Origin of the sequence: Vibrio sp. N418 (assembly GCF_000222565.1) — a bacterium.
GTDB lineage: Bacteria > Pseudomonadota > Gammaproteobacteria > Enterobacterales > Vibrionaceae > Vibrio > Vibrio scophthalmi.
Map to the genome: position 1 here is coordinate 36975 of NZ_AFWD01000040.1, position 15893 is coordinate 52867.

Below are 15893 nucleotides of genomic sequence, written 5' to 3' on the forward strand. Positions count from 1 at the left end.
TATGGATGCCTTCCTTCAAGGAATGAGTAAGCAAAAAGCGTCAGATCTGTATATCACCGTTGGCGCTCCAGTGCTTTATCGTGTTGATGGTGAATTACAGCCACAAGGCGATAAGCTTGGTGAGCAAGAGGTGTTCGCGTTATTGAGCTCGTTGATGGATAGCGAGCGCTTGAGCGAGTTCAAACGCAGTCGTGAAGCGAATTTTGCCGTGGTGCGAGATTGCGGACGATTTCGTGTTTCTGCCTTTTTTCAACGTGAGCAACCCGGGGCGGTAATTCGACGTATCGAAACGAAGATTCCAACTTGTGAAGAACTTAATCTCCCTACGGTGTTGCAAGAGTTGGCGACCACCAAACGAGGTTTGGTGCTGGTGGTTGGAGCAACCGGTTCTGGTAAATCGACCACCATGGCGGCAATGACTGGCTATCGAAATCAACACCGCAGCGGTCACATTCTCACCGTGGAAGATCCGATTGAATTTGTTCACGAACATCAGCGTTGCATTGTGACTCAGCGTGAAGTCGGCCTCGATACTGAAAGCTATGAAGTCGCCCTGAAAAACTCGCTGCGCCAAGCGCCGGATATGATCTTAATTGGTGAGATTCGTAGTCGAGAAACCATGGAATATGCAATGGCGTTTGCGGAAACTGGTCATCTGTGTATGGCAACCTTGCACGCTAATAATGCCAATCAAGCGTTAGAGCGTATTTTACATTTGGTGCCCAAAGAGAAAAAAGAGCAGTTGTTATTTGATTTGTCGATGAACCTGAAAGGCGTGGTTGCTCAGCAGTTGCTGCGAGATAAAAATGGTCAAGGTCGTCATGGTGTTTTTGAAGTGCTGCTCAATAGCCCTCGCATCGCTGATTTGATCCGTCGTGGCGAGTTGCACGAAGTGAAAGCGACCATGGCGAAATCGCAGCAGACGGGTATGCAGACTTTTGACCAGTCGTTATTTCAGTTGCTGGTTGATGGCAAAATTAGTGAAGAGGATGCGCTGCACAGTGCTGACTCTGCCAATGATTTACGCATTATGCTTAAAACGGAGCGCGGAGAGTCTTTAACGAGTGGGTCTCTGGCTGATATCACCATTGATATGGATTGATAGGGATCTTATGGACAAAAAAACCGAGCATACAGCTCGGTTTTTTTATTTTTGGTTTCAAGATTATTTTTCAAATAGCTCTTGATGCAGTTTTTGGATCGCTTGGCGTGACACCGATTCATGCAGTAAGAAGCATAAGTTGTGCGGGCTTGCGCCGTAGCAAATCATACGTAAGTTGAAATCTTCTAGGGTACCAAACACTTGTTTTGCGTAGCCGCGGCTTTCGCTCATGTTGTTACCGATCAGCGCCACTAAACATAGATTATGTTCTACCTCGACGGTGCATAATGCTTCGAGCTCTTCACGTGCCTCGCTTGGCAATTGTGGTGCGCCGCCAGAAGTGCCCGTTTGATCGAGAGTGAGTGACACACTGATCTCTGAGGTGGTGATCAAATCCACCGAGACTTTATGCTTGGCCAGAATCTCAAATACTTTCGCGAGGAAGCCATAAGCATGGAACATGTTAGCACTGTGTAGCGTTACCATAGTTTGATTACAGCGCAGGGCTAGTGCACGAAAAAGAGGTGAGCTTTGCACCTGATGACGGATCCATGTGCCGCCTTTTTCTGGCTCTTTTGATGATCCTACAAATACCGGAATATCATGGCGTAGCGCTGGTACTAACGTTGAAGGGTGTAGGATCTTGGCGCCAAAGTTGGCCATTTCAGATGCTTCACTAAAGCTAATCTCTGGGATTGGAGACGCCTTTTCAGCAATACGAGGATCGGTGGTGTAAATACCCGGAACATCAGTCCAGATCTCTAAACCTTCTGCTTTAACGGCTTCTGCAATCAATGCTGCGCTGTAATCACTACCTCCGCGACCGAGAGTCGTGGTGTTACCGAGCTCATCAGAACCGATAAAGCCCTGCGTGATGACAACGAATTCTTGGCAGAGAGGGACCAAATGTTGTGTCGCTAACTGAGCGGTTTGTTCTACATTCGGTTCGGCTTTGCCAAAGGTATTATCTGTGCGTAGTACTTGGCGAATATCAAAACGCTGAGCATTGATACCACGCTCTCGCATCAGTTGAGCAAGTAGATGCGTTGACATTAGTTCACCACAGGCAACTAAGTGATCAGTGAGTTTGTCTGTTGCTTGAATCGAAGCGGCTTCAGCAAGGCTGGTGACGGTATCGAGAATTTTGTAAATCTCAGCGGCGGTATTGGTGGCATCTTCAAGTTGGCCAAGTACTGCTTCATGAATTTCTGCAATTTGGCTTAAGATTTGGCTACGTTGCTGTTGTTCTTGTACGCCATTAGCCAGTTCAACTAATAGATTGGTTACGCCAGAGCAGGCGCTACTAACGACTAACCTGGTGCTAGGGTTATTTTCAATGATGGCCGCACAACGGCTCATTGCTTCAAAGTTTGCGACACTAGTACCGCCAAATTTGGCGACATTAAAAGAGCTCACAGTATTTCTCCCACGACTTCCTAAATTGTTGTTGGAATCCCAACGTCCGATGTTTTTTGTTTGATGATTCAAACGAGAAGAGAATTTCCTGAGCGGTATAAAGAGGTTCGTATTTATTGTGAATAGTTCACCTCAGAAGCGCTTCATCAGGCGGTGCTGATGACAATTGATGAGAATCAACTCAAGTCAACCGACTGCTCTAATCCGACAATTTAGCGCAATCTCGGCACTGCTCTCCCTTCAACACACCGTATCGGAGTTGTGGCTCCACGATGCATCTACCTAGGCAGTGCTCCTCTTCTGTGATTAAATATTGAACGTTTTTATGTGACCAAAGTCAATTAAAAATTTACAAATATAACAAAATTGCTGCTACCTAGACTTACGGCCAATTGTTGTTAGCAAGGTATTGTTCTATGGTGAATTAGCTTGAGATTAATCCTGATATACAGCAAGGAGTGACAATGACGATTACCAGCTTTATTCCACCACACCGAACCTTAATGGGGCCGGGGCCATCTGATATTTCGCCACAAGTATTGCAAGCGTTGAGCCGCCCAACCGTTGGGCATTTAGATCCGCTTTTTATCGCCATGATGGATGAGTTAAAGCAGCTCTTAAAATACGCTTTTCAAACTAAAAATGAGTTTACCATTGCGCTTTCGGCCCCGGGAAGTGCGGGTATGGAAGCCTGTTTTGTTAATTTAATTGAGTCTGGCGATAAAGTGATAGTGTGCCGCAATGGGGTGTTTGGCGAACGGATGCGAGAAAATGTGATCCGCGCTGGAGGCGAGGTTGTGGTGGTGGATGATGAGTGGGGATGCCCAGTCTCTATCGACAAGGTGCGTCAAGCACTGGTGGAGCATCCGGATACCAAGATCGTTGCCTTTGTGCATGCCGAAACGTCCACAGGAGCGCTCTCAGATGCGCAAGCGTTAGGAGCTCTAGCTAAGCAATATGGTGCTCTGACGATTGTGGATGCCGTAACCTCACTCGGTGGCGTGCCATTAAAAGTGGATGAGTGGCAGTTAGATGCCGTTTATTCAGGCAGCCAGAAATGTCTTTCTTGTGCGCCAGGCTTATCACCATTGACCTTTTCCGCCAAAGCGATTGCAAAAATACAGGCTCGTACCACACCGGTGCAGAGTTGGTTTCTTGATCAGAGCTTGGTGTTGGGCTATTGGAGTGGTGAAGGTAAGCGGAGTTACCACCACACGGCGCCCGTAAACAGTTTATATGCGCTGCATGAAGCATTACTGATTCTGCAACGAGAAGGGTTAGAGAATGCTTGGCATCGTCACCAATTGATGCATGAAAAGCTCAAATTGGGTTTGGAAAAGTTAGGTTTTGAATTTGTGGTCGAACAAGCGTATCGCTTACCACAATTGAATGCGGTTTTTGTTCCACAAGGTATTGATGAAGCGAAGGTGCGTAGCCATTTGCTACAGACTTATAATCTCGAAGTCGGTGCCGGGCTTGGTGCTTTGGCGGGTAAAGCGTGGCGCATAGGTTTGATGGGATATGGTGCAAGAGAAGAGAATATTGCGTTGTGTCTGCGAGCGTTAGAAGAATCCATCACGCAATAATCTTGTTCAGAGCGTTAGACAAAGCACTAGATACCAAAGTGGTAAGAACGAATAAGGGCGGCCTTGAGGCCGCTCTTTTTTATTGAGCCGCGGAGGGTTTTAGTGCGTCGATATCTGGAGCGATATATTGCACCTTGTCAAAGTCTCGATCAGGGAAGAGAAACTTTGCTTCGCTGCGAATCTGCTCGGCTTTCTGTGTCTCTTCAATGCCTTGATAGGCCAAGATTAGGTTGTTATAGAAAGCCGGACGCGGCTTGTGCTTAATGATCTGCAAAGACCAATCAATATAAGGTTGAATGTAATCTGGATTTTGACTCATCAAACCAATATTGAGATAGGTGTTATAGACATCCCAATCATAGCGATCTTTCCAGACAATGGGGTTGCTGACACTATTAAGGATATCTGGATTTTTAGGGCTCGATTTCTCAAATTGGGTTAACACATAGTTAGTGTGTAATGAGCTGAGCATATACAGACTTACTGTAATCGGTACCACTAGGCTCATTACTCTCAACAAGGTTTGAGTGATGCGACTAAAACCAGCGGCTCGATATGAGTTTGCTCGTTGATCGATCCAATATAATAGAATAATGAACGTTAGCCAGTGTACCATCGAGTGGTAAAATGGGTATTCCAGTTGGCTGTGCAGTACGATCGGTACCAGTAAGCCAAACATCGCCAGTCGAGTGCCTTTTTTACATTGGTAGATACGAATCAAGACAAAGATCGCTGCTAAGAAAATGGCCAAAATCGGTAATAGCCCACCTTCGACTGCCCAATACAACAGTTCGTTATGTGGATGATCTAGCGCTGGTAAACCAATATGGTAGTCAGGGTTGAGCTGATGCTGGCGAGCGGTGTAGAGCATGTAGTCCGCTTCAAAATTACCATAACCATAACCGGTAAATGGCTTTTCAATGAACATGTCTAGTGCCTGAGGGAACATATAGCTGCGCGGGCTTTCTAAATTGGCTTTTGCCGCCATGAGATCTGCGCTGCCTGATGTTTGCATCATTGGGCCAACCAGACCTGCCATCACACCGATCACCGCCGAGAGGCACCAACCAATCACACGTTTATGAGTCGCAAAGCGATAAAGGTATGGCAGCACTAGTGCAACCGCGATAATGGCGCCTAACCAGCCTGTTCGCGAAGCTAACACAATCAATAGCGGAATGGTTAGGGCTGGCATGATGTAGAGTAGGCTGACATCACTCAGTTTACGTTGATACTTGGTTGGTTGGCGAGCCAGTAAGTAGCCAGAAATAGCTAAGCCGGTCGCTAGAAAGCTGGCCATTACATTGGGTTGTTGGAAAATGCCATAAGGGCGATTTTGCACTGTGTTGTAACCAAGCCAGTTGCCCGGTTCGAGTAACCAATATTGCACCCAACCGAGCAATGCTTGAATGGCAACCGCAATCACGATGAACCACAACAGACGTTGTTTCTGACGATTGCTAAAACGAAACTGCTGCAAGGTTACAAATAGCAAAAAGCCGAACCAAAGACCAGTTAAGCGATTAATCGCGAGTAGGAATTCGGCATTAGGGTAGAGAGCGGGTGCTGTTAGCATTAGGCAGCTAATAAACAACACTATGGTCAGCTTGTTGTAACGAATTACGCCCGCAGTGCCAATTTGATACAGGCCAATGGCAATGGTTAATGCTAAAGCAATCCAAGTGGTGGCATTAAATGATAAAGCCAATCCTGATCCGCCAGGGTTCGGCATAAAAAAGTGCATGGCAACAATGAAAATAAGCCCAATTGAGGCTAAAAATGGGCGGATGAGTGGCAATCTTGGTACTTGAGGCTCAAGTTGCGTTCCGGTTACATGTAGGGTTGCCATATAGGAGTCACTTTTACAAAAATAAAACCAGCGTATGATACGCTGGTTTCGAAGGGCTGTTGACCTTTTGAGCTAATTTTTGCAGCGGTTGTTGGTTATTTATTCAAGTCAAAGGCTTTGAAATATAAGCGCTCTGCTTGGTAAATCACTTATGCCGCCACAAATAGCATTCACCGAGATTACTTTAATATCTCTTTGAGGAAGTGCGCAGTATGCGAGCCTTTGACCTTGACCACCTCTTCCGGCGTGCCTTGAGCAATAATTTCACCACCACCTTGGCCACCTTCTGGGCCTAAATCGACAATCCAGTCTGCGGTTTTTACCACATCTAAATTATGTTCGATGACCACAACGGTATTGCCATGGTCACGTAAGCGATGGAGTACGGTCAGCAGTTGCTGAATATCGTGGAAGTGCAAGCCGGTCGTTGGCTCATCCAAGATGTACAAGGTTTTACCGGTATCGCGCTTGGACAATTCACGTGCCAGTTTGACGCGTTGTGCTTCACCGCCAGATAGCGTTGTTGCCGCTTGGCCAAGACGAATGTAAGAAAGCCCCACATCAATCAAGGTTTGCAGTTTGCGTGCAATCACCGGCACGGGATCGAAAAAGTGACGCGCGTCTTCAACAGTAAGTTCTAGTACTTCATCAATACTTTTCCCTTTGTAACGTACATCAAGCGTTTCGCGGTTGTAGCGCTTACCTTTACAAGCATCACAAGGCACATAGACATCGGGTAAGAAATGCATTTCTACCTTAATGACCCCGTCGCCCTGACACGCTTCACATCGACCACCACGCACGTTAAAGCTAAATCGACCCGGTTTATAACCGCGGGTACGTGCTTCTTGAGTACCGGAAAACAGTTCGCGGATTGGCGTAAAAATACCAGTGTAAGTTGCTGGGTTTGAGCGTGGCGTACGGCCTATAGGGCTTTGGTCGATATCGATTACTTTATCGAAATGCTCTAAGCCTTTAATTTTCTGAAATGGCGCAGGGACTGCAGTGGTTGCGCCGTTTAACTGGGTGTGAGCGATCTTAAAGAAGGTATCATTGATTAAGGTTGACTTCCCTGAGCCTGAAACGCCAGTGATACAGCTGAATAAGCCAACCGGAAGCGTTAGATTAACGTCTTTTAAGTTGTTGCCTGATGCGCCAATCAGTTCGACCACCTTTTTCTTATCAAACGGTGTTCGAACTTGAGGGATAGCGATTTGTTTCGCCCCCGATAAATATTGGCCGGTTAGTGATTCTGGTTCGGCAAGAATGTCAGCCATGGTGCCTTGAGCGACCACTTGGCCACCATGAACCCCAGCGCCAGGACCGATATCGATCACGTGATCAGCGCTGCGGATTGCATCTTCGTCGTGCTCAACCACCAAAACGGTATTGCCTAGATCGCGCAGATGCACCAATGTTTTGAGTAGTCTTTCATTATCACGTTGATGCAAGCCGATAGAGGGTTCATCAAGTACATACATCACGCCAACCAAGCCTGCACCAATTTGACTGGCCAGACGAATACGTTGCGCTTCTCCGCCAGAGAGGGTTTCTGCGCTGCGTGACAGATTAAGATAATTAAGACCAACATTGACGAGAAACTCTAGTCGGTCGTTGATTTCTTTCATTACCTTTTCCGCAATTTTAGCGCGTTGCCCTTCCAATTTCAGTTCGGCAAAGAACGTTAACGCATCAGCAATGCTCAGTTCGACAATCTCAGGTAAGGCGGTATCACCAATAAAGACGTTGCGTGCTTCAAGACGCAAGCGACTGCCATCACAGCTAGCGCAGCATTTGGTGGCAATATATTTAGCCAGATCTTCACGAACCGAGTTTGATTCCGTATCACGATAGCGACGCTCTAAGGTATTGAGAATACCTTCAAATGGGTGGCGTTTAACGCGAATATCACCGCGATCATTGATGTAGTTAAATTCCACTTCAGTGCGGCCAGAACCGGTTAAAATCACCGATTGGATTTTCTTTGGCAGCTGATTAAATGGCTGGTGAAGATCAAAATCATAATGCTTAGCCAATGAGCTGAGCATTTGAAAGTAGTAATAGTTCTTTTGATCCCAACCACGAATTGCACCTTGTGCAAGACTTAACGATTTATCTTGAATCACTCGTGCTGGATCAAAGTATTGTTGTACGCCTAGGCCATCACACGTTCCACAAGCACCTGCGGGGTTGTTAAACGAGAACAGGCGTGGTTCAAGCTCTTGCATGCTATAGCCACAATGTGGGCAGGCAAAGTTGGCAGAGAATACGGTTTCTTCACCATCGCCTTCCATTGGTGCGACAATCGCAATACCACCCGAAAGTTCTAGCGTGGTTTCAAAAGATTCTGCGAGGCGCTGTTGTAAGTCGTCACGCACTTTAAAGCGGTCAACCACCACTTCAATGGTGTGTTTTTTATGTAATTCTAGCGGTGGAGGATCGCTTAAATCGCAGGTATCACCGTCAATACGTGCACGAATAAAACCTTGCGCGGCTAAATTCTCTAATGTCTTAACATGCTCACCTTTGCGCTCTTTTACGATCGGTGCAAGCAACATCATTTTAGAGCCTTGCGGTAGCTCTAGTACCTTATCAACCATCTGAGAAATGGTTTGCGCTGTTAAAGGTTCCTTGTGCGTCGGGCAGCGAGGCTCACCAACGCGGGCGTAAAGCAAGCGCAGATAATCGTACACTTCGGTAATGGTGCCGACCGTCGAACGTGGGTTGTGCGAAGTGGACTTTTGTTCGATAGAAATCGCCGGCGAGAGTCCTTCAATATGGTCGACATCGGGCTTTTCCATCAATGAGAGAAATTGACGCGCATAGGCCGAGAGGGATTCAACATAGCGACGTTGGCCCTCTGCATAAAGAGTATCAAAGGCTAGCGAGGACTTCCCAGAGCCGGATAAACCCGTAATCACCGTAAGTTTATCGCGCGGGATAGTGAGATTGATATTTTTGAGATTGTGAGTGCGGGCTCCGCGAACTTCTATCTTATCCATTGTTATCGCTCTATATGGGAAGAATACTAAGAATGGCTAAACTGATGGCGTATTGTTATACGCAGTTTGCCTTAGTATTGCACAGCGGAAGAAATGTTCAAAGAAGATACTGGATAAAAAAACAGTAACAAAAAGGCAGCCATGAAGGCTGCCTTGAATAAATAAAGATTAAATGCGAGTAACTTAAGCTTGTTTTGCGGTCGTTTGCTTACCAAGCTCTGTTTTCTGACTGTCTTTGAGGTACATGTTCTCAAAGCAGTAGTTGGTTGCTTCGATGTAGCCTTCAACACTACCACAGTCAAAACGTTGACCTTTAAATTTGTATGCTAAAACACAACCAGATTTCGCTTGTTTTAGTAGCGCATCAGTAATTTGAATCTCGCCACCTTTGCCTGGTTCCGTGTTTTCAATCAGCTCAAAAATATCAGGCGTTAAGATGTAGCGGCCGATAATCGCAAGATTGCTTGGCGCCGTACCTGCTTCTGGTTTTTCCACCATGTCATCCACACGGTAGATGTCATCTTTGATCATCTCACCCGAGATCACGCCGTATTTGTGCGTTTCATTTTCAGGAACTTCTTGTACTGCCACGATTGAGCAACGGAACTGTTTAAACAGTGTCACCATTTGTGCTAGCACGCCTTCTTGTTCATTAACGCAAAGGTCATCGGCTAGTACAACAGCAAAAGGTTCATCACCAATTAACTCACGACCAGTCAAAATTGCATGACCTAAGCCTTTCATTTCGCGCTGACGGGTGTAAGTGAAGGTCGCTGAATCAATGATGTCGCGAATATCCACCAAAAGTTCTTCTTTATTGGTGCCGCTAATCTGATGTTCTAGCTCATAGTTTTTATCAAAGTGATCCATGATTGAATGTTTGCCACGGCCAGTAACAATACACATGCCGTCCATACCTGCTTGGATCGCTTCTTCTACACCGTATTCAATCAATGGTTTATTCACCACTGGCATCATCTCTTTTGGCATTGATTTGGTAGCTGGAAGAAAACGCGTGCCATAACCAGCCGCTGGAAATAGGCATTTTTTAATCATGATAAAACCCTTTATCTAACTGATGTATTTAGTAAGTTGGCGACAAGATAGCACGCTTTTACCATCAGATAATCACTCCTGTGGTGCAAAAGTTGATTTTTTAGCACTTGCTTTATTTTTAAGACATTAAGTGCTGTTTTGCCCAAGAGGTTGCTTGCACTCGATTCTTTACCGAGAGTTTTTTGAAGATTTGGTATAGATGGGACTTGACGGTAAATTCACTAATAAAGAGGTCTTCTGCAATTTGATTATTCGATGCGCCAGTTTTTAAGCTGCGTAAAATCTGGATCTCACGGGTGGTTAGGTCAACGGTGGCTGGTGAGGTTTGGCTATCAAAGATATGGCGATAGTAATGTAATAGTTGTGCGGCGACTTTTCTTGGCAGCCAATTATGGCTATTGATCACTTCACCACAGCCAAATGCAACGTCATTGAGGTCATCGTTGCGATAAAAAAGCGCTTTTAAATTACCAAAGCTGAGTAGCTCGTCAGTCGTGAGGCGTCTCTCGACATTAAAAATAATCGTTTCAAATATTTTATTCGATAACGGCAAGTTGCGAATGGTGCTATTTAACGTCTGGTAGTTGTTATGGTCGATCAGCAGAATTTTATGTTTGTGTTGCTGCATGGCGAGCATACAGTCTTGCGGTTCCATACGCGGTATCGGTAAGCCGAGGGTTGCTTCAATACGATCTACAATTGGATAGTGAGCGTGTTTATTTTCACATAGGAAATAGATGGTTCTAGTGTAGATGTTCTTAGCCATAGGATTTTCTCGTCGTTAAGGTTTGTATTTATTAGTTATTTTTAATCTATCCTGTCTCATTTGCCTTGAAAGAGCGATTGGTGGTCAATAACAATTGCATCTTGTTTCATATTTGATAAGTGATTTATCTTTATCTCATTGAAAATGGGCGAGGAGAAGATGAGTAAGTATTGAATTCTGAGACGAGTAACCGAAAAGTTGTTTAGTGGTAGGACATCAAGAGTTGTTTGTGGCGTAACTAGGGTGTTATTCTTATGCGCTATCAAATTTAAGAAATTCTATCTAGACGGAGCGAAACATGGCTAGCCGTGGAGTAAACAAAGTAATCTTGGTCGGTAACTTGGGCGCAGATCCTGAAGTCCGTTACATGCCTAGTGGCGGTGCAGTAGCAAATATTACTGTGGCTACTTCTGAGTCATGGCGTGATAAAGCTACCGGTGAACAGCGTGAAAAAACAGAGTGGCACCGTGTTGCTCTGTTTGGAAAATTAGCAGAAGTGGCCGGTGAGTACCTACGCAAAGGCTCTCAAGTTTACATTGAAGGTCAACTGCAAACGCGTAAATGGCAAAACCAACAAGGCCAAGATCAGTACACAACGGAAGTTGTGGTACAAGGCTTTAATGGTGTGATGCAAATGCTAGGCGGTCGTCAAGGCGGTCAAGGTGCACCAATGGGTGGTCAACCTCAGCAGCAACAGCAACCACAGCAAGGTTGGGGTCAGCCACAACAACCTGCAATGCAGCAGCAATCGCATCAGCCACAACAGCAGCAACCTCAGCAACAACAGCCTCAATATAATGAGCCACCAATGGATTTTGACGACGACATCCCGTTTTAATCTATCCAAACTGAAAAAAAGCCGCGATTATCGCGGCTTTTTTATATAGTGAGTTTTACTTTAGCTCCTAAGGATCGGGAGTTCTCGTGCTAGGTGATAGCTTTTAACGTATTATGTGGGCTCTCATTCTGTATAGATGACACTCTCAAGGTGAAGGGAATTCATTATTTATGAGGTATACGCCTACCTTAAAATTGAGCACTCGCTTGGTGGCTTTTGTCACCATGATCGTGATTTGCGCGATGTTTATCCTCTTTCTTGGGGGAACCTTATCTTTTCGCAGTTTAGGCCATGAATATCTAGACCACTCCCTCAATGGAATCGTTGAAGTGGTGGATAAAGAAATGGAAGACCCTGATGCGGCCTATTCTATGCAGCGCTGGATGCCGAAAATGCTGCAAGCGTCCAATATCGTTGAAATGGAGCTTTCATCGCAATCGGGCGTAATCTACCGCTATAAAGACACGTCCAATACGTTTGATCCTTCATTGCTTTATCGAGTGGATTATCAGCTTGAACGCAATAATGGTTATACCATTCGTTTTGTGGCGATCCCTCCCTATCTTGGTTATGGCTATTCAATACAGGCGTTATGGTCAATTACTGTCGCGGTATTGCTGATTATTTTTGGCTTAATGCAAGGGGTCAAATGGCTCAAGTTACAGTTGCTCGGATCAGAATTACTTGAAGAGCGCGGCCGGATGATCTTGGCCGGACGAGTCGAAGAGTTTGCCAAGGGTGATAGTAATGAATGGCCTTATACTGCCAGTGAAGCGTTAGATAGATTAATTGAAGAGTTACAAGACGCTCGGCAAGAACGCAGTCGTTTTGACACCTTCATACGCACGCAAACCTTTCTTGATCAATTAACCGGTACGGCTAATCGGGTGCTATTTGATAGTAAGTTGGAATCGGCATTGTCTGAAAGTGGCGCCCGTGGTGGCGTATTGCTTTTGCGTATTGATGAGTGGGAGCAAATCGAAGAAGAGTGTGGTAAACAGCAGGCGAATGACTTTATTGTTGCGGTCGGTGAAGCAATCAATAATATTATTCTGCGTTACCCTGATGTGATTTTATCGCGTTACTATAATGCTGATTTTGCCATCTTTGCCCCTAACTTAAGTAGTAAAGAAGTCTCTAGTATCGCCATCAATTGTTTAAAGCAATTGAATAAACTGGATTTGCCCATGCCTCTCGATGAAGACAATTGGTGCCATATTGGCGTCAGTATGTTTCAAGAAGGGGAGCGTCAAGGGAAGATCATGGATGAAGTAGAAACTGCGCTAAAAAGCGCTCATATTCAACAGGTTAATACTTGGAGTCGTTTTAATAAACTTTCTGACCAACAAGATGAACGGGGTAGCGTTCGTTGGCGAACTCTGTTTGATAAAGTGTTAACCCCAGAAAAAATATATCTGTTTTCTCAACCTTGTTATTTGTTGAATACGCAACAAGAGCCAGAGTTGAACCATTATGAGCTGTTTGTGCGTATTAATGACCCTGAAAAAGGATTGATTAAGGCGTCACGTTTTAACTCTGCAATTGAGTCGGTCGGTTACGAAAGTCTTTTAGATCGCTCAGTTTTTTTATCGATCGCCAGATTTTTGAAGGCGTCAAAAAATAGTTTATGTTATTCTGTAAACCTTCATGTTAGTCCCTTTTCTGATCGTAAATACTTTCGTTGGTTTAGGGATGAGCTGCTGCAATTACCAACAGAATCGAGACATCAGCTCTATTTTGAGTTCGCCGAAGCGCGTTTAGTGAAACATATTGACTATATGCGACCTGTGATCAAGATGTTAACCGGTTTAGGTTGTAAAGTGGTTGTCGGGCAAGCAGGTCGATCCATCGTAAGTACTCATTATTTAAAAGATTTATCGATTGATTATTTGAAGTTGCATCGCAGCTTGATTAAACAAATCGATCAACGACATGAAAATCAGTTGTTTGTACGTAGTCTCTTGGGTGCCTGTAAAGGATTAAAAACTCAAGTCATTGCGGTCGGTGTCGACCAAAAGCAAGAATACAAAACAATTTTAGAGCTTGGTGTTCAAGGTGTTCAAGGCCGTTATTTTTCCGCGGAACAACAGATGCTTCCTGAACAGCAAACTGAGCACATCATACAGTCCAAATCCAATGTACAAGTTGGACGACGTAACCGTTGGCGAAGAAGTTAAGTTGTAGATGAATATTCAATCTTTAATTGAAAAGTTTAGCTCTGGTACGCGTTCGGGAAACTGTCTGAGGGTAGTTGTCCAACCGAGCGCGATCTATTTTTCTGAATTTGATGCCGCGATATTACCGAAGCGAGTCTCTACAGAAGGTGCCGATTGGCAAAAAGTATTAGTTAATACTTTAGTTAAAGGACAGGTCGCCGATACCGCTATCGACGTCGTACTTAACTCAAGCCTTTATCAAAACTACCAAATAGAAAAACCAAATGTTCCTCAAGAAGAACTGAGCTTAACGTTACCGTTTTTACTCAAAGATCTCATCAGCGAAAAAATTACCGAGATCATTGCCGATGCGATGCCGTTACCAAGTAGCAATAAGCTACAAGTGTACGTGGTACCGAAATCGATGGTGTTGGGATTGGCAGAGTCTCTCGCTCAAGTAAACTTAAAGCTAGGGCATATTCTGGTTGAGGATGATGTTTGGGGCCGTGTCGCAACTGATACGGAACGCTTTGTCTTACTTCAACGTAGCCAAAATGGCGCATACAAAGTCAGTGCTTTTGTCGATAACCGCTGTGTGTTTCAGCGCACCATTCGTGGTGTTACCGCACCATTAACCGGTGTGGCGAGTGCCAGTTTTCAGCTGGATAGTGTCGCACTAGAACTGCAGCGTTCGATTGATTACTTATCATCGCAGATGCGCGGTGCAACCTTGCACCGCATGAAGGTGTGCTGTGATGATGAAGACAATGGCGAGCTAGCGAAAGCGCTGGATGAACGACTCAGTGTGAGTGTGGCGCCGTTGACAGACACCGGTTTAGAATCTGGCGCGTTACTGACTCAGTTCATCTCACAAAACTACGATGCAGGGATCAATCTATATCCAGCGCATCTGCAACCTAAAGTTGACCACTTTACGCTTAATAACGTTGCATTAGCGAGCGCCTTGTTGATGGTAGTGATGTGCTCTGCGTACGGCTACAACGCATGGCAGCACGCACAACTAACTCAAGATTTGAGCGTGGTGAAATCTCAAGAGAAAGAATTTAATCAGCAATTGACGAGTTTAAACCAGCGACTGGCTAAGCACCGTCCATCGCCAGAGAAGGTTCATGCTGTCGAGCGTCTAAAAGAAGATATTCTTTCCAAACGTGATTCGCTGAATGCGGTATCTAAGTATGATGGCGCGCAACAAGCGGGTTATTCCGGCATTATGGCGTCATTAGCGCAATTAGGACGTAACGATATTTCGATTAACTACATCCATATGGATGACGACACTTTGGATATCAAAGGGTTGGCGAGAGATCCTCAAGCTATTCCTAACTGGGTCAATCAATTTAAAGGCGAGCTTAACCTAGTGGGGCGTTCGTTTGAAAAACTGAAAATCGGTCGTAATGAGCAGAATATCCTGACGTTTGAACTGCATACCAAAGAGGAAGCCGAGCAATGAAAGCGCATTGGCTAAACATGACTGAAAAGTTTGCTAACTTAAGTGCGCGAGAAAAGTGGCTGATCGCTTTGTGCAGTTGGGTCGGTATTGTTTTGGGCGGGTATGTGTTGTTGGTTGAGCCAACGTTTAAATCAAATCAATCATTACGCCAGCAAATCATGTCCTCTGAACAGAGTAATTTACGATTGGAAGGTGAAATCCTCGCGATTACCGCCAAACTCAAAAAAGATCCTGACCAAGCGATCAATATTGAGTACAAAAGATTATTCACTGAAAGCCAAATGCTCTCTGAGCAATTGGCGAAAGTTTTTGAAGATCTGATTTCGCCAAGTCAAATGGCCAAACTGCTTGAAGACGTATTGGCTGGCACAAAAGGATTGCACTTAGTGTCACTCGAGTCATTAAAGGCAGAGCCGATTGTAAATGGTCAAGCGACAGAGAATTATGACGGTTATTACGTTCACCCAGTGCGACTGGAGTTAACCGGAAACTACTTTGCCATTTTGAGCTATTTAGAAACATTAGAGTCGCTACCGGTGAATTACTATTGGCGTAATTTTAGCTATCAAGTGGAAGATTATCCTCAGGCGAAATTGGTCTTAGAAGTCTACACGCTAGGTACAAGACAGGAGTTTATCGGTGGGTAGTAAG

General features: G+C 45.0%; 11 protein-coding genes and 1 riboswitch. Of the genes, 6 read left to right on the plus strand and 5 right to left on the minus strand.

Annotation, left to right across the window (positions count from 1 at the left end; all coding sequences use genetic code 11):
• The first annotated feature begins 1 nt into the window (after position 1).
• Positions 2-1102: a PilT/PilU family type 4a pilus ATPase gene (locus tag RH86_RS07790; protein ID WP_009385813.1), complete on the plus strand. Its 1101-nt coding sequence runs from the start codon at positions 2-4 to the stop codon at positions 1100-1102.
• Between the two features lie 63 nt (positions 1103-1165).
• On the opposite strand, the gene lysC is transcribed toward RH86_RS07790, so the two are convergent.
• Positions 1166-2518: a lysine-sensitive aspartokinase 3 gene (gene lysC / locus RH86_RS07795; protein WP_009385814.1), complete on the minus strand. Its 1353-nt coding sequence runs from the start codon at positions 2516-2518 to the stop codon at positions 1166-1168.
• A gap of 128 nt (positions 2519-2646) precedes the next feature.
• A riboswitch (Lysine riboswitch) is annotated at positions 2647-2826 on the minus strand.
• Between the two features lie 156 nt (positions 2827-2982).
• On the opposite strand from lysC, the gene RH86_RS07800 reads away from it, so the two are divergent.
• A complete protein-coding gene (locus tag RH86_RS07800; protein ID WP_009385815.1) occupies positions 2983-4104 on the plus strand; it encodes a pyridoxal-phosphate-dependent aminotransferase family protein in 1122 nt (373 codons plus the stop codon).
• 79 nt (positions 4105-4183) lie between these two features.
• Here the strand turns inward: RH86_RS07800 and RH86_RS07805 are convergent, their stop codons facing one another.
• From RH86_RS07805 to RH86_RS07820, 4 genes are all read right to left on the minus strand, one after another.
• Positions 4184-5953 (minus strand): PglL family O-oligosaccharyltransferase, encoded by a 1770-nt coding sequence (locus RH86_RS07805; protein WP_009385816.1) that lies wholly within the window; start codon positions 5951-5953, stop codon positions 4184-4186.
• Between the two features lie 179 nt (positions 5954-6132).
• Complete coding sequence (uvrA, locus tag RH86_RS07810) at positions 6133-8955, minus strand: excinuclease ABC subunit UvrA (RefSeq protein ID WP_009385817.1); 2823 nt, start codon at positions 8953-8955, stop codon at positions 6133-6135.
• A gap of 183 nt (positions 8956-9138) precedes the next feature.
• Positions 9139-10011, minus strand: a complete 873-nt coding sequence (gene galU, locus RH86_RS07815; protein ID WP_009385818.1) for a UTP--glucose-1-phosphate uridylyltransferase GalU — start codon at positions 10009-10011, stop codon at positions 9139-9141.
• 118 nt (positions 10012-10129) lie between these two features.
• Complete coding sequence (locus tag RH86_RS07820) at positions 10130-10777, minus strand: LuxR C-terminal-related transcriptional regulator (RefSeq protein ID WP_005593085.1); 648 nt, start codon at positions 10775-10777, stop codon at positions 10130-10132.
• Positions 10778-11075: 298 nt separating this feature from the next.
• On the opposite strand from RH86_RS07820, the gene RH86_RS07825 reads away from it, so the two are divergent.
• From RH86_RS07825 to pilO, 4 genes are all read left to right on the plus strand, one after another.
• Positions 11076-11615, plus strand: coding sequence for a single-stranded DNA-binding protein (locus RH86_RS07825; protein WP_005593087.1), 540 nt, complete (start codon positions 11076-11078; stop codon positions 11613-11615).
• 170 nt (positions 11616-11785) lie between these two features.
• Positions 11786-13792 carry an RNase E specificity factor CsrD gene (gene csrD, locus RH86_RS07830; RefSeq protein ID WP_009385819.1) on the plus strand — a complete coding sequence of 669 codons (2007 nt, stop codon included), beginning with the start codon at positions 11786-11788 and terminating at the stop codon, positions 13790-13792.
• Positions 13793-13799: 7 nt separating this feature from the next.
• Complete coding sequence (locus RH86_RS07835; RefSeq protein ID WP_009385820.1) at positions 13800-15242, plus strand: hypothetical protein; 1443 nt, start codon at positions 13800-13802, stop codon at positions 15240-15242.
• A complete protein-coding gene (gene pilO, locus RH86_RS07840) occupies positions 15239-15889 on the plus strand; it encodes a type 4a pilus biogenesis protein PilO (RefSeq protein ID WP_009385821.1) in 651 nt (216 codons plus the stop codon). The genes RH86_RS07835 and pilO overlap by 4 nt, the downstream gene beginning before the upstream one ends.
• The last annotated feature ends 4 nt before the right edge of the window (positions 15890-15893 follow it).

Excerpts from the sequence above, each read along its gene's own strand:
- pilO (WP_009385821.1), top strand. The coding sequence starts at position 15,239 with ATGAAAGCGCATTGGCTAAACATGACTGAAAAGTTTGCTAACTTAAGT.
- RH86_RS07805 (WP_009385816.1), bottom strand. The coding sequence starts at position 5,953 with ATGGCAACCCTACATGTAACCGGAACGCAACTTGAGCCTCAAGTACCA.
- RH86_RS07835 (WP_009385820.1), top strand. The coding sequence starts at position 13,800 with ATGAATATTCAATCTTTAATTGAAAAGTTTAGCTCTGGTACGCGTTCG.
- uvrA (WP_009385817.1), bottom strand. The coding sequence starts at position 8,955 with ATGGATAAGATAGAAGTTCGCGGAGCCCGCACTCACAATCTCAAAAAT.
- RH86_RS07800 (WP_009385815.1), top strand. The coding sequence starts at position 2,983 with ATGACGATTACCAGCTTTATTCCACCACACCGAACCTTAATGGGGCCG.
- RH86_RS07820 (WP_005593085.1), bottom strand. The coding sequence starts at position 10,777 with ATGGCTAAGAACATCTACACTAGAACCATCTATTTCCTATGTGAAAAT.
- galU (WP_009385818.1), bottom strand. The coding sequence starts at position 10,011 with ATGATTAAAAAATGCCTATTTCCAGCGGCTGGTTATGGCACGCGTTTT.
- RH86_RS07790 (WP_009385813.1), top strand. The coding sequence starts at position 2 with ATGGATGCCTTCCTTCAAGGAATGAGTAAGCAAAAAGCGTCAGATCTG.
- csrD (WP_009385819.1), top strand. The coding sequence starts at position 11,786 with ATGAGGTATACGCCTACCTTAAAATTGAGCACTCGCTTGGTGGCTTTT.
- RH86_RS07825 (WP_005593087.1), top strand. The coding sequence starts at position 11,076 with ATGGCTAGCCGTGGAGTAAACAAAGTAATCTTGGTCGGTAACTTGGGC.